Source organism: Vibrio sp. MED222 (assembly GCF_000153005.1).
GTDB classification, from domain to species: Bacteria; Pseudomonadota; Gammaproteobacteria; order Enterobacterales; family Vibrionaceae; genus Vibrio; species Vibrio tasmaniensis_A.
In genome coordinates this window covers 44114-64370 of sequence record NZ_CH902612.1, presented here as the reverse complement: position 1 = coordinate 64370, position 20257 = coordinate 44114, and the positions used below count along the sequence as shown (strand labels likewise).

The 20257-nt window shown below is 44.1% G+C and carries 18 protein-coding genes and 1 riboswitch; of the genes, 7 read left to right on the top strand and 11 right to left on the bottom strand.

Annotation, left to right across the window (positions count from 1 at the left end):
• Positions 1 to 97: 97 nt before the first annotated feature.
• Positions 98 to 275: riboswitch (Lysine riboswitch) on the bottom strand.
• A 378-nt stretch (positions 276 to 653) separates the two neighbouring features.
• Positions 654 to 1064: an H-NS family histone-like protein gene (locus MED222_RS01520; protein ID WP_012604381.1), complete on the top strand. Its 411-nt coding sequence runs from the start codon at positions 654 to 656 to the stop codon at positions 1062 to 1064.
• Between the two features lie 167 nt (positions 1065 to 1231).
• Here MED222_RS01520 and MED222_RS01525 read toward each other — a convergent pair whose 3' ends face one another.
• Entirely contained in the window at positions 1232 to 2536 is a 1305-nt protein-coding gene (locus MED222_RS01525; RefSeq protein ID WP_009848810.1) for an inosine/guanosine kinase, read from the bottom strand.
• Between the two features lie 102 nt (positions 2537 to 2638).
• Positions 2639 to 2908: a hypothetical protein gene (locus MED222_RS01530; RefSeq protein ID WP_009848811.1), complete on the bottom strand. Its 270-nt coding sequence runs from the start codon at positions 2906 to 2908 to the stop codon at positions 2639 to 2641.
• A gap of 203 nt (positions 2909 to 3111) precedes the next feature.
• Here MED222_RS01530 and mnmA point away from each other — a divergent pair, with 203 nt between their 5' ends.
• From mnmA to purB, 3 genes are all read left to right on the top strand, one after another.
• Positions 3112 to 4248, top strand: coding sequence for a tRNA 2-thiouridine(34) synthase MnmA (gene mnmA / locus MED222_RS01535; protein WP_009848812.1), 1137 nt, complete (start codon positions 3112 to 3114; stop codon positions 4246 to 4248).
• Between the two features lie 46 nt (positions 4249 to 4294).
• Positions 4295 to 4912 carry a high frequency lysogenization protein HflD gene (gene hflD / locus MED222_RS01540; RefSeq protein WP_009848813.1) on the top strand — a complete coding sequence of 206 codons (618 nt, stop codon included), beginning with the start codon at positions 4295 to 4297 and terminating at the stop codon, positions 4910 to 4912.
• Between the two features lie 143 nt (positions 4913 to 5055).
• A complete protein-coding gene (purB, locus tag MED222_RS01545) occupies positions 5056 to 6426 on the top strand; it encodes an adenylosuccinate lyase (protein WP_009848814.1) in 1371 nt (456 codons plus the stop codon).
• A 308-nt stretch (positions 6427 to 6734) separates the two neighbouring features.
• Here purB and htpX read toward each other — a convergent pair whose 3' ends face one another.
• Entirely contained in the window at positions 6735 to 7598 is an 864-nt protein-coding gene (gene htpX / locus MED222_RS01550; RefSeq protein ID WP_017098153.1) for a protease HtpX, read from the bottom strand.
• 277 nt (positions 7599 to 7875) lie between these two features.
• Here htpX and MED222_RS22560 point away from each other — a divergent pair, with 277 nt between their 5' ends.
• Positions 7876 to 8043 carry a hypothetical protein gene (locus MED222_RS22560; protein WP_009848816.1) on the top strand — a complete coding sequence of 56 codons (168 nt, stop codon included), beginning with the start codon at positions 7876 to 7878 and terminating at the stop codon, positions 8041 to 8043.
• 113 nt (positions 8044 to 8156) lie between these two features.
• Here MED222_RS22560 and bioD read toward each other — a convergent pair whose 3' ends face one another.
• From bioD to bioB, 4 genes are read right to left on the bottom strand one after another with little or no spacing between them, the layout of a single operon-like run.
• A complete protein-coding gene (bioD, locus tag MED222_RS01555; protein WP_009848817.1) occupies positions 8157 to 8840 on the bottom strand; it encodes a dethiobiotin synthase in 684 nt (227 codons plus the stop codon).
• A complete protein-coding gene (gene bioC, locus MED222_RS01560) occupies positions 8837 to 9640 on the bottom strand; it encodes a malonyl-ACP O-methyltransferase BioC (RefSeq protein WP_009848818.1) in 804 nt (267 codons plus the stop codon). Before bioC ends, bioD begins: the two co-directional genes overlap by 4 nt.
• The gene (gene bioF / locus MED222_RS01565; protein WP_009848819.1) at positions 9641 to 10852 is read right to left on the bottom strand and encodes an 8-amino-7-oxononanoate synthase; all 1212 of its coding nucleotides are present in this window, start codon (positions 10850 to 10852) and stop codon (positions 9641 to 9643) included. It lies immediately after the preceding gene.
• Positions 10839 to 11891 (bottom strand): biotin synthase BioB, encoded by a 1053-nt coding sequence (bioB, locus tag MED222_RS01570; protein ID WP_009848820.1) that lies wholly within the window; start codon positions 11889 to 11891, stop codon positions 10839 to 10841. The genes bioF and bioB overlap by 14 nt, the downstream gene beginning before the upstream one ends.
• Before the next feature lie 159 nt (positions 11892 to 12050).
• Between bioB and bioA the strand changes: the two genes are divergently transcribed.
• Together bioA and MED222_RS01580 are read left to right on the top strand one after the other, a co-directional pair.
• Positions 12051 to 13334 carry an adenosylmethionine--8-amino-7-oxononanoate transaminase gene (gene bioA / locus MED222_RS01575; RefSeq protein ID WP_009848821.1) on the top strand — a complete coding sequence of 428 codons (1284 nt, stop codon included), beginning with the start codon at positions 12051 to 12053 and terminating at the stop codon, positions 13332 to 13334.
• Positions 13335 to 13791: 457 nt separating this feature from the next.
• The gene (locus tag MED222_RS01580; RefSeq protein WP_009848823.1) at positions 13792 to 15459 is read left to right on the top strand and encodes a response regulator; all 1668 of its coding nucleotides are present in this window, start codon (positions 13792 to 13794) and stop codon (positions 15457 to 15459) included.
• Positions 15460 to 15569: 110 nt separating this feature from the next.
• Here MED222_RS01580 and serS read toward each other — a convergent pair whose 3' ends face one another.
• From serS to MED222_RS01600, 4 genes are all read right to left on the bottom strand, one after another.
• The gene (gene serS, locus MED222_RS01585; RefSeq protein ID WP_009848824.1) at positions 15570 to 16877 is read right to left on the bottom strand and encodes a serine--tRNA ligase; all 1308 of its coding nucleotides are present in this window, start codon (positions 16875 to 16877) and stop codon (positions 15570 to 15572) included.
• 142 nt (positions 16878 to 17019) lie between these two features.
• A complete protein-coding gene (locus MED222_RS01590; RefSeq protein ID WP_032555347.1) occupies positions 17020 to 18375 on the bottom strand; it encodes a replication-associated recombination protein A in 1356 nt (451 codons plus the stop codon).
• Between the two features lie 64 nt (positions 18376 to 18439).
• Positions 18440 to 19036 carry an outer membrane lipoprotein chaperone LolA gene (lolA, locus tag MED222_RS01595; protein ID WP_009848826.1) on the bottom strand — a complete coding sequence of 199 codons (597 nt, stop codon included), beginning with the start codon at positions 19034 to 19036 and terminating at the stop codon, positions 18440 to 18442.
• 75 nt (positions 19037 to 19111) lie between these two features.
• A partial coding sequence (locus MED222_RS01600; protein WP_009848827.1) for a DNA translocase FtsK occupies positions 19112 to 20257 on the bottom strand: 1146 nt, incomplete at its 5' end.

Here is a 20257-nt window from a genome sequence, read left to right as displayed (position 1 = left end):
GTTTTTTATTTGGCTAGAGATCTACTGCAGATAAACTTGATACGGCTTATCAAGCTCATGTTGAACTAAGCGAAAGGGAAGTGAACACTTCACCCAACCCTACAGTAGCGCTCCATAGTTTAAAATTAAGACTATGGCAGTGTTGTACCTATTGAGCACAACCCCAGCAAATTGCTTAGATATACAATTTACTTCGGCAATTACACCTTTCATTCCCGTTCATTGGCATCACCCCAACGAAAACTACTCTTTATAATTGCACCTCTACGTGCGGTAACATTATTAACCGTGTAAACCAGAGTTTAACAACAGATTAACCAAAGCACCGCATCAGGTAGCCGCAATTGTACCCATCAAGAGCAACAATGCAACATATCATTCCGAGAAAAATAAGCTTTTTGTTAATGAAGTAATCAATAGAAGAATAGTCAACTTTTACGGATTACTCCACTTAACACATATCAGATATCACCTGTTTTTTTTAAGATATTCTTAATAGTTATTATAAGTTCATTAGAAGTCTATCTTTTCATCTTAAAACACTCGTCTCATTTTCTTATTTAAATAACTAATAGAAGAAATACTATTTGTTTTATTCTTAGGCTCTGTTTATTATTAGGAGGATTATTTAGTTTACCTTGATGGGAAATATCATGTCTGAATTAACAAAAACTCTATTAAATATCCGTAGCCTTCGTGCGTTCTCACGTGAATTAACTCTTGAGCAACTTGAAGAAGCGCTAGACAAGCTGACTATTGTTGTACAAGAACGTCAAGAGTCTGAAGCTGAAGAACGCGCAGCAAAAGCAGAGCAAGAAGCTAAGCTTTCTGCTATCGCAGAACAAATTGCAAAAGACGGAATCGATGTTGCCGATCTTATTGCTGCACTTTCTGGTGAAGCAAAATCTAAAACAACAAAATCTAAACGTGCTCCTCGCCCTGCGAAATACAAATACGTAGACGCGAATGGCGACGAAAAAACTTGGACAGGTCAAGGCCGTACGCCTTCAGCTATCCAAGAACAACTAGATGCTGGTAAATCTCTAGAAGAGTTTGCTCTTTAAGGCATCGAGTTTGCTAAGTGAATCATCAATAACCCACTAAGCAATAGAATTAATATTTAAGTCGACTAAAGTATTATTTACGGCTTCAATATATTCAGAAACAAAAAAGGCTCCTTTCGGAGCCTTTTTTATATTTCTAATAGTGAAATATAAATCAAAAAAATGCCTTATCTTTCCCAGTACGCTTCTTCTAGACTATCTTCTCTTTCAGGAAGGCCTCGAGATAATCGTGGCGAGTGCTGAACTAATACTTCATAACTTGCGCGGTTTGAATATTTACAAACTTGTGAGAAAGAAGAATACGTCAAGAATGAATGCTGATGCTTACTTGAGTTAGGCACATTTTCTTTATGGTACTTATTAGCGGCCATATCATGTAATAGAGCAGACAACGCAGCATCACCGGCACCATTCGTATTCTTAATCTTTTCTGGGCCGCCCATGTAAGGTGCGATATGCGAATAGATTTTCGTTGGATTTTCACATAAATCTTTATGTGCGGGACGACTAAACTCATAACGGTTAAATTCAGCAATCGAGCCTGGTAACAACGGTAATGATGTTTCACGCTTCACTGCATCTTCTGTGTAACCCGCCATAAACAAGCCCACAGGGCCTGCTGTACATAGAACTAAGTCTACCCAATCTAGTGCTTTGTCTGAAGCAGCTAGAGGATCGCTTTCACCCGTTAATGCTTCAGCTTCGTCTTCATTCATTGCAACAACGGTTACATGTTGTTCAAGGAAATCTTTCCAAAACTCTGGATCATCTTGAATAACGAATTTAGTACCAAGCGTTAAAACAACAGGTACATCGTATTTCTTCGCGTACTCAATAGCTTTCATTGTTGCTTCAGGCATAGGGTCACCTGGTTTACAACGAACTAAATACGCCGTTAATACTAAAGCAGAAGCACTTTTGAAAATTTTCTCAGGAATGCTTTCTGGTTTTAATTGGTTCATTTGTCCTTCGCTAATTGCGAAAGTACGTTCACCATCTTCTGTAATTAATGCAAAGCAGCGACCAATTGCGCCATCTACCCCTTGTAAATGGTTCAGATCCATTCTGCTTGATGTATTACATAAATAGCGGTAACCGTAGCTACCAATTTTAATATCTTGGCTCATTACACCCAATAGTGTTGAACGGTCATCCGCCAATACTGAGTAGTTGTGTAATGTATTACCAATTGTGCCACCTGCGTATTCATTAGTGATCAGGCACTGTTCTTTTAATTCTTGATACAAAGATTCAGCAGCTTCATCACCAATAACCAAAGAGTGTCCCTTACTTAAGCCATATTTTTCGATTAGCTCAGAACTCACCTTTGCTTCAATATCCACCAAAGTTTGGTCAATACCGATAATATGGGTACGTGACATTCTTTTGCTCGTTTGAGCTTGGCTTACTAAAGGGTCACGAGCGTGAACCGGAAAATAGTGCTTTGATTTACGTTGTCCAGGGAATTTCATAGGGCTAGTCTAAGTCAAGGGGAAATAGGTGGCGGATTCTACCGCGCTATATTTAACGCGGCAATCTTTCAAACTATAGCAAACGTTTGCTAGGCTATTTTTTTATTCGCCTTCCATAAAGCTAAGATCAGGCAGCATGCCCAAATGCTCGGCGTAACGTTTTTGATTAAACTCTGCGCCGTTTTTCATTACATCAAATACTTCAATTGCCAGTGCACATGCCATCGCTACAATTGCCTCTTCACGAGGTGTACCTGTCATCATTAAACGCATTAGCGTCTCTTTAACTTTTACTGGTTGCCCATCTTCAAGTTGGTTCTCGATAATCTCGATCAACTGTTCTTCTTGCATAAACTCATTTTGTTCAGACATTTTTTATCTCAGCTCTTGGATTTTGAGCGACTATGCCACATATAGATCTGACATCCTAGCGAGTCTCCTCGCGTTCATGCGATTCTCTAACGAAGTCAGCGCATTATTTGTGCAAATGAAACTGTGATTCCGGTCTCGGATCTGTCACGGTGTTTCTCTTTCTGTTAGAATCTGCGACCAAGTAATAGTAACGGTGTTTAGACATGTCAGATATCAGCTCTGGAAACAGCGAAAAGAAAGTAATTGTCGGTATGTCCGGCGGTGTAGATTCGTCAGTATCGGCGTATCTTCTTCAGCAACAAGGCTATCAGGTAGAAGGCCTTTTCATGAAAAACTGGGAAGAAGACGATAACGAAGAATACTGCACGGCAGCTGAAGACCTTGCTGATGCTCAAGCGGTATGTGACAAGTTAGGTATCCACCTTCACACTATCAACTTTGCAGCAGAGTACTGGGATAATGTATTCGAGTACTTTCTGGAAGAATACAAAGCGGGTCGTACACCGAACCCAGATATCCTTTGTAACAAAGAAATCAAATTCAAAGCATTCTTAGAGTTTGCGGATGAAGTATTAGACGCAGACTACATCGCGATGGGTCACTATGTTCGTCGTACTTTCCCAACACAAGAAGAGCTAGACGCTGGTGCGAAGCCAGAAATGCTACGCGGCCTAGACGGCAATAAAGACCAAAGTTATTTCCTTTATACGCTAAGCTCAGATCAAGTGGCACGCAGCCTATTCCCTGTGGGTGAATTAGAGAAGCCAGAAGTACGACGTATTGCTGAAGAGCAAGACTTGATCACTGCGAAAAAGAAAGATTCAACAGGCATCTGCTTTATTGGTGAGCGAAAGTTCACTGAGTTCTTAGGCAAATACCTACCCGCTCAACCGGGAAACATCGAGACACCAGAAGGCCAAGTTATTGGGCAACACCAAGGCTTGATGTACCATACGCTAGGCCAACGTAAAGGCCTGCATATCGGTGGTACCAAAGGTGGCGGCGGTAATGAAGAACCATGGTTTGTTGGTGAAAAAGATCTTAAACGTAATGTTCTGATCGCGGTACAAGGTAAAGACCACCCTCTTTTAAAATCAGAAGGTTTGATCGCTTCTCAGCTTCATTGGGTTAATCGCACACCAATTACTGAAGTTATGACGTGCACGGTAAAAACACGTTACCGTCAGACCGATATTCCTTGTACAATCATCCCAATTGATGACGAGAACATTAAGGTTATTTTTGACGAACCACAAATTGCGGTGACCCCAGGTCAATCAGCAGTGTTCTACCTAGACAACGTATGTCTTGGTGGTGGTATCATTGAAAAGCGCATCTAACCAATAATCGAACGACAAACAATAGAAGACAACTAGGAGTTACTACGTGGCTAATACACTTTATGACCGTACTATTGCTTTCGCTGGAATTTGCCAAGCTGTGGCTTTGGTTCAACAAGTAGCGAAAGACGGCCATTGTGATAAAGATGCCTTCGAAGCTTCACTCAGTGCCATTTTAAATACCAATCCAGCGAACACCGTGGGTGTCTTTGGACGTGAAGCGAACCTAAAGCTTGGCCTTGAGTGCTTAGTAAAAGGTATCGATAGTACTCCCGCTGGTAGCGATATTACTCGCTACATCATCAGCTTGATGGCACTTGAGCGTAAGCTATCTTCTCGTAACGACTCTATGTCTCAGCTTGGCGATCGTATTCAAACTGCAGAACGTCAAACTGAACACTTTGATCTGTTTGACGAGCAAATGATCAGCAACCTAGCCAGTATCTACCTTGATGTTGTGAGCCCTATCGGCCCGCGTATTCAGGTTTCTGGGACGCCAGCTGTACTTCAACAGACGTCGAGCCAGCATAAGGTTCGTGCCCTGCTGCTATCAGGAATTCGAAGCGCTGTGTTATGGCGTCAAGTTGGCGGTAAACGTCGCCACCTTATCTTCGGTCGCAAGAAGATGATCGAGCAGGCTCAAATCCTGCTAGCTCGCATGTAATTTATTAGCTCGCGCCTCGTCGCGAGCTTGTTTTTTGTACCAACACAACTCTCACGCAAACGATTGCGCAATATGCGTGACAATTGAGATTGTTACTGGTATAAACCTCTCAAAATTTAGAAAACTCAATTCAGGAGAACACCATGGAACTGTCAGCATTGACTGCTGTTTCACCAGTAGACGGCCGTTACGGAAGCAAGACTGTTGCATTACGCAGCATCTTTAGTGAGTTTGGCCTACTAAAGTACCGCTCTATCGTTGAAGTTCGTTGGTTACAAAAGCTTGCAGCTACAGATGCAATCAAAGAAGTACCAGCGTTCAGTGCAGAAGCTAACCAGTTTCTTGATGAACTAGCAGCTAACTTCAGTGAAGAAGATGCTCTACGTATCAAAGAGATCGAGCGCACGACTAACCACGACGTTAAAGCGGTTGAGTACTTCTTGAAAGAGAAAGTTGCTGGCGTTCCTGAACTTCACGCTGTAAACGAATTTATTCACTTTGCATGTACTTCTGAAGACATCAACAACACATCTCACGCGCTTATGCTTAAAGAAGCTCGTGACACAGTGATTCTTCCAGAAATCCGTAACGTAATTGATGCTATCAAAGCACTTGCGAACGAGTACCGTGACATTCCATTACTGTCTCGTACACACGGTCAGCCGGCTTCTCCTTCTACTATGGGTAAAGAGATGGCTAACGTTGCGTACCGTATGGAACGTCAATACAAGCAAATCGAAAACGTTGAGATCCTAGCGAAAATCAACGGTGCTGTAGGTAACTACAACGCACACCTTTCTGCATACCCAGAAGTTGAATGGCACCAGTTCAGCGAAGAGTTCATCACTGAATCTCTTGGCGTAACTTGGAACCCGTACACAACTCAAATCGAACCTCACGATTACATCGCTGAGCTTTTTGATGCAGTTGCACGTTTCAACACAATCCTTCTGGACTTCGACCGTGACGTTTGGGGCTACATCGCTCTTGGTCACTTCAAGCAGAAGACTATTGCTGGCGAAATCGGTTCTTCTACAATGCCGCATAAAGTTAACCCAATTGACTTCGAAAACTCTGAAGGCAACCTTGGTCTAGCAAACGCAGTATTCAGCCACCTTGCACAAAAGCTTCCAGTTTCTCGCTGGCAGCGTGACCTTACTGACTCTACGGTTCTTCGTAACCTAGGTGTTGGTGTTGGCTACGCTATCATTGCATACACTTCGACTCTGAAAGGTATTAGCAAGCTAGAAGTTAACCGTGAAGCGCTACTTGCTGAACTAGACAAGAACTGGGAAGTACTAGCAGAACCAGTACAAACAGTAATGCGCCGTTACGGCATCGAGAAGCCATACGAGAAGCTAAAAGAGCTAACTCGTGGTAAACGTGTAGATGGCGAAGGCATGCGTGCATTCATCGACGGCCTTGAAATCCCTGCAGACGAGAAAGTTCGTCTGAAAGAGATGACTCCAGCGAACTACATCGGTCAAGCTATCGAGCTAACTGACAAGCTGTAAGATTCGAATTTCGAATCACAGAATAGACTAAGGCTTCCCATGTGGAAGCCTTTTTGTTGGGCGGAAGAAAGTGTGCTTAGTACGCGCTGTTATCAAAAGAACATAGCCCCCCTCCTAATTACCCTACACATGTCAGTCCGTGCGATATCAACCAATAAATATTGCAACGCTTCATCACTAGTAACCCTCTATCACCAGACACATATCCCTCGGATACTTACTGTCTTGAATACCAAGATCAAAAAAGGCCTCCCGAAGGAAGCCTTTCAAAGGTCTCTTGTCGTCTAGCGACGAGAATTACGTAGCGATTACATGTTACGTAGAGACGCAATACGCTTGTCTAGTGGTGGGTGGCTCATCAGAAGCTCAGTAAGCGATTTCTTGCCGTTGATACCAAATGCCATCATAGAACCTTCTAGTTGTGGCTCATGGCTCACCTTAAGACGCTCTAGCGCTGCTATCATCTTCTCTTTACCTACTAAGTGCGCAGCACCTGCATCGGCATGGAATTCACGATGACGGCTGTACCACATCGTAATGAAGCTTGCTAAGAAACCAAATACTAATTCCAGCACCATAGACACACCAAAGTACACCATCATGTTGCTGCCACCCTCTTCTTCGTTGTCATTCGACGCAACAATGTTGGCGATGAAACGAGATAGGAAGATAACGAACGTGTTCACCACGCCCTGCATTAGCGTCATGGTCACCATATCACCGTTCGCGATGTGACTCACTTCATGCGCTAACACTGCTTCAGCTTCATCACGCGTCATGTTGTGTAGCAGACCCGTAGAGACTGCTACTAATGAATCATTACGCTTAGCGCCCGTCGCGAATGCGTTGATGTCTGGCGAGTCGTAGATCGCCACTGTTGGCATACCAATACCAACTTGTTGAGATTGACGGCTTACCGTCTCCATCAACCAATGTTCTGTTTCGTTACGTGGGCTTTCAATGACCATACCGCCTACCGATCGTAGCGCCATTTTCTTTGACATCATCAATGAAATGAATGAGCCACCAAAGCCAAATACTGCAGCCATCACCAATAAGCCTGATAGGCTACCAGGTTGCATACCTGTAACTGCGTATACAATATTAAGAACAACACTTAGTACCAATACAACCGCTAGGTTGGTTGCAAGGAACAACATTACTCGCTTCATTACTTATCTCCGCATGAAAGCTGTTTTTATAAAACTTATTATTATAGACAAGGCAGACAGCAATTTATTCCAACCTTGAAGACTTATACTTACTTATACATATAGTCTTAGATTAAGAAAACAAGGTTAAGCATTAAATTGCAACATTTGATTACGAGACCATATTCGAATCACCTCCAGTCTATTAGACCTAAGTCGTATGGTGTCGGTATAACAATCCGTTTACAGTGGCTTCAGATGATTTATTGGCTAGTCCATGTACAAAAAGGGAAGAATCATGGTTGAAGGTACTAACACTCAAATGGCTATCGATTTACTGTGCTGTCACCTAGGGATTACTGAAGAAGAAGCAAAAAAGCAGATTGGGATCCTAACACCGCAAGCGGCACAGACAAAAATCACAGAGACACAACAAGCACTAATGGGACTTACAAAAGAACACTAACCCATAGCGACTTGTTCAAAGGCCAGTTGTTTATAAACTCATGGCCAAAAGGCTTAACATAGCAAAAGGGCTGCAATCGCAGCCCTTTTCTTGTTTAACGTATAACTCGAAGTTTAAAGGTCGAGCAAAGGCTGCACATCAATGTACTTACCAATGTTCTTAGACTTTGCTCTTGGCACATACGGAATTTCACCTAACTTCGGTGCACCTAGCTTATCTTCAAGCATCGCTATAATTTCGGCGTAATGTTCAGTACCTGGGTTAATGCGGTTTGCAACCCAACCTACTAGGTTCAGTCCATCAGCACGAATCACTTCTGCAGTTAGCAGTGCATGACTCAAACAGCCAAGCTTAATGCCGACCGTCAATACCACTGGCAGCTGCTCTTTTTTGACCCAGCTAGACAAATATTCTTCATCAGAAACCGGTACACGCCAACCACCAGCACCTTCAACTAACACGATGTCAGAGTTTTGCTTATGCTCTGCCAACTTAGCTGATAATACGGTTTCATCAATCACCACACCATCATGCTTTGCTGCAATGTGTGGTGATGATGGTAGCAACAGCGCATACGGGTTAACGTCTTCGTAGGCGATATCTTGCGTCGCAGCTTCTTGAAGATGCAGTGCATCACTATTACGTAATCCCTCAGGGGATTGTTCACACCCTGCGGCAACTGGCTTGTAGCCTATTGTTGATAACTCTTGTGCGGCTAAAGCTTGAAGAATCGCTTTTGAAACCACAGTTTTTCCCACTTCGGTATCCGTACCTGCAATGAATAATGCATCAATCATAATTGAATAACCCCTAAACAAACTTGATATGTTGCTGGTAAGAAACCTTGATGGTTTTTAAACTCTCTATATTCCCGCTCAACAAGCTGCAACATTCGGCGACTTGTTAAACCTTGTGAGCGACCACTTACGTGATTAGCGCCGATACCTTTAAGGTCGCGCATCAGTTCAAACGCAGTGTCGTACCAAACGGTGATGGTGGGCAAGTCTAGTTGATGAGCCGTACAGCTAGATTGCGCTAACGCAATTTTTACCTGATTGATTGTAATAAAATGGTTAACGTGTTGATGTGCGTCAATTTTGGACCACGACTTTTTCAGTTCAAACAGTGATCCATCAAGCAAAGTTGAGAAAATAACACGTCCACCAACGGCTGTAACACGCTTCATCTCTCTCAAAGGCGACGACAAGTCGTCACACCATTGCAACGCAAGGCTAGAGAAAACGATGTCAAAGTGCCCGTCTTCAAACGGTAATTGCTCGGCATCGGCTTGTTGATATGAAGAGACTGATACACCACAGCGCTGTTTTGCTTCGTCCAACATTCCATTGGAAAGGTCAGCACATACCACTGCAGCACCTCGCTTAACTAACTGTTCAGAGAAATACCCTGTACCACAACCTAGATCGAGCACCTTTAACCCAGAGAGGTCACTCGGTAGCTTATCCAATAGTCGGTGGCCTACATCGCGCTGAAACTCAGCGTGTTTGTCATAGGTTGCAGCAGCTTTGCCGAAGGCTTCAGCAATCGCACTCTTATCTTGGCTTACGTAATTATGCACTACTGCTTCTTGTGACATTTACTGAGCCTCTTTCTTTAATTCAAAGCTTGATTCTATGCTTGGTTTGCTTCCAGAGTCGTTGCTTCGCTCTATTGCTTGAAGCAACGAGTCAGTTAACTGAAGAATCTGTTCCTGACTATGGTTCGCCGTTAAGGTAATACGCAAACGAGCAGTCCCAATAGGCACCGTTGGTGGCCTTATTGCCGTTACCCAAACTTGATTGCGCTTTAACTCTTCAGCAATAGATAGTGCAGCTTGGGCTTCGCCGATTAAAAATGGCTTGATCGGCGTCTGAGTATCAATAAAGCCTTTCACGCCACTCATCTGCTCAGCATAAAGGGCGCCAAGTTCTGTCAACTTCTCACGACGCCACTCTTGCGTCTGAATCATCTGACACGCATGAGATAAAGCCACCGCTTGTGAAGGTGGCATCGCCGTCGAATACACATGATGCCGAGCAAACTGAGTTAAGTAATCACCCACTTCTGACGAACAAAGAATCGCAGCACCAGAAAGGCCAAATGCTTTACCAAAGGTCACCACCAAAATATCGGGGGAGATTTGTGCCGCACTGCAGCTCCCAGCCCCTTTATCACCTAATACGCCGATACCGTGGGCATCATCAACCGCCAACCAACTGTCGTATCGATTAGTCAGGTTAAATATCTGGCTAAGAGGCGCTTTGTCGCCATCCATGCTGAACACACCTTCAGTCACGACCAAGGATTGTGGAGTTTGACTCAATAGCGACTCTAAATGTTGCGTGTCGTTGTGCTTAAAGCGTTTCATGGTTGCAGGTGAAAGCATCCCCGCTTCCATCAAAGAGGCGTGGTTGAGCTTATCTTGCAGTAGAAAATCGTCTTTTTCGAGCAGAGAAAACAATAAGGCTTGGTTAGCGCTGAAACCAGAGTTAAAGAGAATGGCGCGTTCAAAGCCAAGCCATTCACACAGCTGAGCCTCTAAATTTTGATGAGCAGGACTAAAACCCGTGACCAATGGCGATGCCGCACTGCCGGCACCATATTGGGAAAGTCCGGTTTGCCATGCATCGACCAGTTCAGGATCGTTTGCCAAACCTAAATAGTCATTACTCGAAAAATTAATGAAGTTAGAACCTTCACTAGTAAGCAAAGGGCTATTACTGTTTTCGAGTACCTTAAGTTGACGAGTTAACCCTTGCTCACGGCGATGAGCAAGGGCACTTTTGATGCGCGATTTAAACAGTGGCATCGTAGAACATGTCATCTTTCGTTGGACGAGCAGCAACCCGCTCCACCACTTGATCTAACAGTTCATTTTCTTGAATTTCGTCAGGCTTCTGAGCCACCTGTTGGCTGTTGATACCTAACTTCTTAAACAACTGCATGTCCGTGTCTTCATCTGGGTTTGGCGTAGTCAGTAGCTTACAGCCGTAGAAGATAGAATTCGCACCCGCCATGAAACACATCGCCTGCATCTGTTCGTTCATGTTCTCACGGCCTGCTGATAAACGAACCGCAGACATAGGCATCATGATGCGAGCAATCGCTATCAGTTTGACGAAGTCGAAAGACTCAACATCATCGACGTTTTCCATCGGTGTGCCTTTGACTTTTACGAGCATGTTGATTGGTACACTTTCTGGGTGAACAGGAAGGTTCGCAAGCTCTACAAGCAGGCCTGCACGGTCATTCGTACTTTCGCCCATACCAATAATACCACCAGAACAGATCTTCATACCGGCATCACGCACATGAGATAGCGTATCTAAACGGTCTTGGTAAGTACGAGTGGTGATAATACTGCCGTAGAACTCCGGAGACGTATCAAGGTTATGGTTGTAGTAATCCAAACCTGCGTCCGCTAGCTCACCTGCTTGGTCAGGCGTTAACATGCCTAGTGTCATACATGTTTCTAGGCCCATGCCTTTCACACCTTTGATCATGTCAGTTAGGTGAGGCATATCGCGTTCTTTCGGGTTTTTCCACGCCGCGCCCATACAGAAACGAGTCGAACCCGCATTCTTGGCTTTTTGCGCCGCATCCAAAACACGCTCGACTTCCATTAAGCGTTCTTTGTCGACATCCGTTCGGTAGTGAGCACTCTGAGGGCAGTACTTACAATCTTCAGGACAAGCACCTGTCTTAATCGATAACAGTGTACTCACCTGCACGTGGTTGTGCTCTTGGTACTGTCTATGAACCACTTGAGCTTCAAACATTAAATCCATAAACGGTTTTTCAAGCAGTGCTCTTACTTCAGCAACTGTCCAGTCATGACGAACTTCCACGTGTAGATCCTTTTTTATTATTTGATGTTACATCTCTATCAATAGAGATTGTATTTATGCTTGGATAGTCTACCGACAAGCTTTAGACTGTCAACACATTGATAATATCAAAAGTTTACATCTGGTTATTTATTAGCCACACCAAGAATGGAAGTTACTATGGATCTCGCCTTTGACCGCCAGCATATCTGGCATCCTTATACATCAACGTTGACACCTCTGACCTGCTACCCAGTCACTAACGCAGACGGCGTTTACCTAGAATTAGAGGGCGGAAAACGAATTATTGATGGTATGTCCTCTTGGTGGTCAACCATCCACGGCTACAATCATCCAGAGCTCAATGCTGCAGCTCACAGCCAAATCGATAAGGTTTCGCACGTTATGTTTGGAGGTATCACCCACCAGCCTGCTATCGATTTATGTAAGAAACTTTTGAACCTAACACCAAATAATCTCGAGCACGTATTCTTGGCCGACTCAGGTTCCGTTGCCGTAGAGGTTAGCCTCAAGATGGCTCTCCAATACTGGCACGCTAAAGGGCAACCTCGTTCAAAATTCCTCACACTGAGAGATGGCTATCACGGTGATACCTTTGCGGCAATGTCAGTGACCGATCCTGATAACTCAATGCATAGTCTCTACAAAGGCTTTTTGCCTGAGCACATTTTCGCTGATTCGCCAAAAAGCGGCTTTTGGGATGATTGGAATTCAAGTGACATCAATAGCTTTCGAGAGAAACTCACAGCCCATCATGAAGAGGTTGCCGCCGTAATCTTAGAGCCTATCGTTCAAGGCGCTGGCGGCATGCGCATCTACCACCCTGAGTTCCTAAAACAAGTTCGCCTACTGTGTGATGAATTCAACGTATTACTTATTTTGGATGAGATTGCAACCGGATTTGGCCGCACAGGGAAACTGTTCGCTTGTGAGCATGCCGATGTCAAACCGGACATCTTATGCGTAGGCAAGGCTTTAACTGGTGGCTATATGACATTGTCAGCGACGCTTGCGAGTAAAGAAGTTGCTGACACGGTATGTGGCGGTGAAGCAGGCTGCTTTATGCACGGGCCAACCTTCATGGGCAACCCTTTAGCTTGTGCAGTAGGTGCGGCAAGTTTGTCCATCATAGAGCAAGGTCATTGGCAAAATCAGACTCATCAGATTGAACAACTCTTTTCTGAGTTACTACCGCCTCTACTCAAGCATGCTCTTGTCAAAGATGTTCGCTGGTTGGGCGCTATTGGCGTCGTTGAAACCCACACACCTGTCGATATGGAAACCATCCAAGCTCACTTTGTTGAACAAGGCGTTTGGATACGTCCGTTCGGGAAGTTGATTTATATGATGCCTCCTTTCATTAGCAAGGCTGAGCACATCGAACAACTTGTTTCATCTATTGATAAAGCCCTCCAACAATCTGCTTGCTTCAAACCAAGTTGATTTAACAAACATCATTTAGAAAACCTATAAGCCGCCCATAAAATACTAACGGCGGCTTATCCTTCACGTGAAAAACCAGCCAACAAACACACCCCAAGCCATTGTTTTATCTTTGATTTGAACTCGAAAAACCTCACAAATAAATTTAATCCTCTCCATAAAAACAATTAGCAAAAGAGTGTTACCTATCGGGTAAAAAGCCGTCATAAAATACGCGCCATTTTGGTACTGAATATAATGAATGACCTTCCTTATTCGAGTTCATCTCAGAATCAAATTAGCCAATATTTTTAACTCCTATTAGATAAAAATATTCGCAAAAAAAGAATCCAATTCTAGCGAAGGCTTATATCAACTTCGTAGAAACCTAACGCTTCTTGTTTTGTCGGTCGTGCAAGACATCAAGACAATCCGCAATAGCTACGTAATTCACGTCAGTAAATAATTTAAAGTAAGCATGAAATTAACCCAACTAAATGCACTTATCATTGATGACTCAACGATAGTGTTATCAACTATTCGTAACATGCTGGTTCATATTGGTTTTTCAGAACGTTTGATTGCCATTGCGAAATCACCTCGTGTTGCAATGACCATCACGAATGACACAACTTTTGATGTCATCATTTGTGATTACAACTTTGGTAACACGATCAACGGCAAACAGCTATTTGAAGAATTGAAGCAAGCCAACAGATTAAAAGATGACGGAATATTTATTCTTGTTACAGGTGAAAATTCAGCTCTATCGATACGCCCTATCCTTGAACTACGACCTGACAACTATTTGTTAAAACCGTTTAACCGCGAAACTCTAAAACAGCGCATCACCAGTTCCTTAAGGAAGAAGCTGATTTTACAAGACATTTATAAGGCTGAGAGAGAAAATAACTATGAAGCGGGCCTAGAGCATTGCGAAGGGCTTGCCGCGTTTCATCCCGAATACTTCGCAACAATCCAGCAATTTCGAGGGAGCTTTCTATCAAAACTAGAGCTCTACGAGGAAGCCAAGAATGTCTATCAGAAAGCGATAGATGAAGGCAGTTTTGATTGGGCTCAAGCAGGATTAGCAAACAGCCTTGCGAATTTGGGGCAGCTTAGCGAAGCACAGTCGATGATTGAAAGTTTGATCAATTCTGCGCCAACCTGCATTTTGTATCGAGACCAAGCAGCTCAAGTAAACCTGATCAGCAATAAGGTTCCGGCAGCCATTGCTCACTTCAAGTTAGCGAGTAAACTAACACCAGGTAACTCTGAGAGAGAGCTTGCAATCGCAAATCTATGCTTATCGGTTAATGATACTAAAACAGCGCTATTCCACTACCAAAACCATGTGCAAATCAATAAGGACACCTTTCGAGACAACCTATATATGAAGCTAAGTCATATACGATTCTTGCTCTATTGCGCCTCAGATGGCATCGATAAGCAAGCGAATTTGGGTCACGTCAATTACTTAATTTCGAAGATCCCTACCGAGGCAAGATCAGGGCTTCAAACTGACTTAGCACTTATCGCAGCTCACATCGCGATGGAAGCTAACCAATATCAAAAAGCAGTCACTATACTAACCGCATTGCACGATAAGAATGACTTTGATGCCTTCCCTGTGATTTATCACCATGCATGGTTATTGGATAGGATGAGCTGTGAAAACGAGTTTAAAATTGCGGAAAACCGTTGCAGCATGTTGATAGTGAAAACAGCGAGCGAGACAGTGGTTTCAAGTCAGATAACGATGTGCACTGAGATGAAACATCGCAACACCGCAAAAATGAACTGGCTCAAAGAGAAGAATATCGGCATCAAACTAGCAAAGTCAGACTACAAACAGGTGCTTGTGGCTTACTTAGATATTCATAAACGATGTCCGATGATCAAGAACGTATGTATGAATACGATAAAATTGCTCTCTGTTATTTGGCCTGATTCAATGGGTGCAAAACAAGTGCTAACCATCATCAAGCAATGTGACGAAGTGATCACACAGCTTTATACGATTGATGAGCTGACACAAAACAACTATCAAAACTATTACCGAAAGGCGCTTCTGGCATGTAAGCAAGCAGACTTGGCCTGGAAACAAGCAAACAATACTTCCGAGGCTGCCTTCTCATATATGTAGCTTCTATTTAAACAACGTCCGCATACAAAAAAGGCTTTGCCATTACAGCAAAGCCTTTTAAATATTCTAACAAGTCAGATTAATCTAAATTTGATTAACCAAAATTGGCATTAGCCGATGTGCGTTACGCCGCCCATGTATGGTTGAAGTACTGTTGGGATAGCAATACGGCCATCTGCTTCTTGGTTGTTCTCAAGAATAGCAACCATAGTACGACCAACAGCAAGACCAGAACCGTTAAGTGTGTGTACAAGTTCAGGTTTCTTCTCGCCTTTACGACGGAAACGAGCTTGCATACGACGCGCTTGGAAATCCCACATGTTTGAACAAGAAGAAATTTCACGGTATGTCTCTTGTGCTGGAACCCAGACTTCTAAGTCGTAAGTTTTCGCAGAACCGAAGCCCATGTCACCCGTACATAGAATCACTTTACGGTAAGGAAGCTCTAGAAGTTGAAGTACTTTCTCAGCATGACCTGTTAGCTCTTCAAGCGCTGCCATTGAGTCTTCTGGCTTAGTAATTTGTACTAATTCAACTTTGTCGAATTGGTGCATACGGATAAGACCACGAGTGTCACGACCGTAAGAACCCGCTTCAGAACGGAAACATGGAGTGTGAGCTGTCATCTTAAGTGGCAGTTCAGCTTCATCAGTAATCGTGTCACGAACCATGTTCGTTACCGGTACTTCCGCAGTAGGGATAAGCGATAACGTCTTAAGCGGTACATCACTTACTTGCTCAGTTAGCGGGCTTGTGTGGAACAAGTCTTCGCCGAACTTAGGAAGTTGACCAGTACCGTATAGGCTATCGTGGTTCACTAGGTACGGTACGTACATTTCTGTGTAGCCGTGCTCATCAGTGTGAAGGTCCAGCATGAACTGAGCAATAGCACGGTGTAGACGTGCGAATTTGCCTTTCATCACGATAAAACGAGAACCAGAGATTTTAACTGCGCTAGCAAAATCAAGACCGCCAGACATTTCGCCAAGATCCACGTGATCTTTCACTTCGAAGTCGTAAGTCTTAGGTTGACCCCAACGAGAAACTTCTACGTTGTCGTCTTCATCTTTACCATCTGGCACTTCTGCGTCAGGTAGGTTAGGAATTGACATTGTGATCGCTTCTAGCTCAGATTGAAGCTCAGCCAATGTTACTTTAGCTTGGTCTAGTTCTGCGCCTAAGTTGCCTACTTCTGCAAGGATACGCTCAGCTTCTTCATGGTCGCCTTTTGCTTTCGCTTGACCAATGGACTTCGATCGAGAGTTACGTAACGCTTGTAGCTCTTCAGTTTTCATCTGAAGGGACTTACGTTTTTCTTCAAGTTCACGAATTGTCTCTACATCAAGGGTGAAGCCTCGACGTGCTAATTTTGCCGCTGTTTCATCCAGCTCAGCTCGAAGTAATTTAGAATCCAGCATTGCTAATCCTATGCTTTAGTTATTTGAATATTCAGTAGATTGCTACTGAATCACTGCTAAACCCCTAAAACTGGTGCTATTTCGACCAATTTGTAACGATTTAATTGAATTTTTATGACTAGGTAACGATATCCAAAAAAGACTACTTTTCATAGCGTTTTTGTGGGCTTTTTGCGTCCAAATCCGCCAGATAATCTAGCTTCTCGCCAATTTTGGTCTCTAAGCCTCGTTTTGTTGGGAAATAGTATTGTGTTTCGCCCATTTCAGGCGGTAAATACTTTTCGCCAGCCGCGTAGGCACCTGGTTCATCATGAGCATAACGGTATTCCTGCCCGTAGCCCATGTCCTTCATCAAAGTTGTGGGTGCATTTCTTAAATGATGAGGCACTTCATATTCAGGAAGATTATGCGCATCCGTTAAGGCTTGCTTCCAAGCGGTGTAAACGGCGTTACTCTTTGGTGCACACGCTAAATAGACAACTGCCTGAGCAATCGCACGCTCCCCTTCTGCAGGGCCAATACGCGTGAAGCAATCCCAAGCCGACATCGCAACCTGCATTGCTCTTGGGTCAGCATTACCAATATCTTCAGAAGCAATCGCTAATAAACGCCTTACGATATACAAAGGGTCACAACCCGCCGCAATCATTCGCGCCGACCAATACAACGCCCCATCAGGGTTTGAACCGCGAATCGATTTGTGAACGGCAGAGATTAGGTCGTACCAAATATCCCCCTTATTATCGAAACGAGCAACCTTCTCACCAGCCACTTCCGCTAACAACTGCAACGTTATCGCTTTCTCGCCTTTGTCGTTGTCTTCTGCCATGTCATACAGCAGCTCAAGATAGTTGAGCGACATACGTGCATCACCGTTGACCAGTTCAGCGAGGCGATCTAGTACGTTATCAGCAAAATCAGCCGACACATCACCTAGGCCACGCTGTTTATCTTCAATGGCTTGGCGAATGACGAGAGAAATATCCTCTGTATTGAGCGAAGTCAATTTGTAAACACGCGCACGCGACAACAAAGCGTTGTTCAATTCAAAAGAAGGGTTTTCTGTCGTCGCGCCAATAAACGTAACCGTGCCATCTTCGATATGAGGTAGAAAAGCATCTTGCTGACTTTTGTTAAAGCGATGGACTTCGTCCACAAATAAAATCGTTCTACGCCCTGCTTGCTTGTTCTCACGCGCTTTTTCAATGGCGATACGAATGTCTTTTACACCCGAAGTCACCGCAGATACGCGCTCGACTTCTGCATTGGCGTAATTAGCTGCCACTTCTGCCAGCGTGGTTTTACCGGTGCCCGGAGGCCCCCATAAAATCATGGAGTGGATATGGCCCGCCTCCAACGCTCTGCGAAGGGGTTTACCTGGACCTAATATATGCTGCTGACCAATATACTGTTCAACAGTTTCAGGTCTCATACGAGCAGCAAGGGGACGAAAATCTTCGTCCCCCGCAAAATCTAAGCTGTAATTACTCAATTGCAATCTCTTGATTCGTTGATGGCATCAATACCTATCGACTTACTACCAAACGATCTGCCAGTTTGGATCAGTTTCTTTGGTCGTCGACCTCGACACCTTCCGGCGCCACAAAAGTAAAGCGGTCTGCAGCAGGTTTACCTAAGTCAACATTGTTAAAGGTAAACTCACCTTTTTGGCCGTCTTGTTCAATCACATTAAAGCCCTGAACAATGCCTTTCTCAGTGATGTTAATCTGGAAATCGCCCTGATTAGAGTCCACAGCCGTTGGCGTTAGCGTAAATTGGTTACCCGTTTGCGCAACATTGTAGTTATCCCAATCACTTGCTTGGTTACGAGTCAGCAATACAAATGGCGTTTGCGATGTGGCTTGTTCTTGCCAGTAAATGCTCACTTGTTCAATGAACGGACTGTAGTACCACAAGCTTTGACCATCAGAGACCAATAGGTTTTCATCAGGGAAAGTCGTTTCCCAACGGAACAAGCTAGGGCGTGCAATCTCTACTGTGCCCTCGCCTTCCATCACAACATCACCGTCAGGGCTGGTGACAACTTGTTTAAAGTCAGCGCTAAAACCTGCATTCAGCGACAAGCGGCTACTCAACTCTTCTTTCGGAGAAGCAAATACTGAGAAGCTCATAAATAAAAGTGCGAATACTTTTTTCATCAATAATCCTGTTAGAACATAAGTCGGTCATGTTTTGGTTTTGACCGACTGAATAGTTATGAGTTCCTATTGGAACTAATCTTTTGGTGGCGCGGGCGCCAAGACTTCTCGGTTACCGTTATGTCCTGGAGCACTGACAATACCTTGAGCTTCTAATTGCTCAACAATTCGTGCGGCACGGTTGTAGCCGATCTTAAATCGACGTTGCACACCAGAAACTGAACCACGACGTGAATGGACAACGTGTTCGACAACTTGATCAAACAGAGGATCGACTTCTTCATCGCCTTCCATTTTCTCACCTGGTAACAGTGTTTCTGGGGTTTGGTCGCCGTTAGTAATCTCTTCAATATAGTTTGGCTTACCGCGTGCTTTCCAGTTATTCACGACCGCATGTACATCATCATCAGATGCAAATGCGCCGTGTACACGAGTTGTGTGGCTTGAACCCGGTGGCAAGTACAACATATCACCCATACCCAATAATGATTCTGCACCACCTTGGTCAAGAATCGTTCGAGAGTCCGTTTTGGTTGATACAGTAAAGGCTACACGTGTCGGGATATTGGCTTTAATAAGACCCGTAATAACATCCACTGACGGGCGCTGAGTCGCTAGGATCAAGTGAACACCCGCCGCACGTGCTTTTTGTGCCAAACGAGCAATCAATTCTTCAACTTTCTTACCCACTACCATGATTAAATCGGCGAATTCATCGACGACAACTACGATGTAAGGCAGTTTTTCCAATAATGGTGCTTCAGGGTCCATGCTGTCGCCCGGTTTCCACAGAGGATCATGAATTGGGTGACCCGCTTCCGCAGCCATCTTCAATTTGTCGTTGTAGCCTTTAATGTTACGAACACCAAGTGCCGACATCAGTTTATAACGACGTTCCATTTCGCCAACACACCAACGAAGGGCGTTAGACGCATCTTTCATGTCGGTAACGACTTCAGACAATAGATGTGGAATACCTTCATAGATAGACAATTCCAACATTTTCGGGTCAATCATGATGAAACGAACGTCTTCAGGCGATGCCTTGTAAAGCATACTCAAGATCATCACGTTCACACCCACCGACTTACCAGAACCGGTGGTACCTGCAACCAGTACGTGTGGCATCTTCGATAAATCAGCAATAACCGCTTCACCTGCAATATCTTGTCCTAGAACAACGGTCGTTGGTGACGTCGCTTCTTGGAACTGAGGGCTACC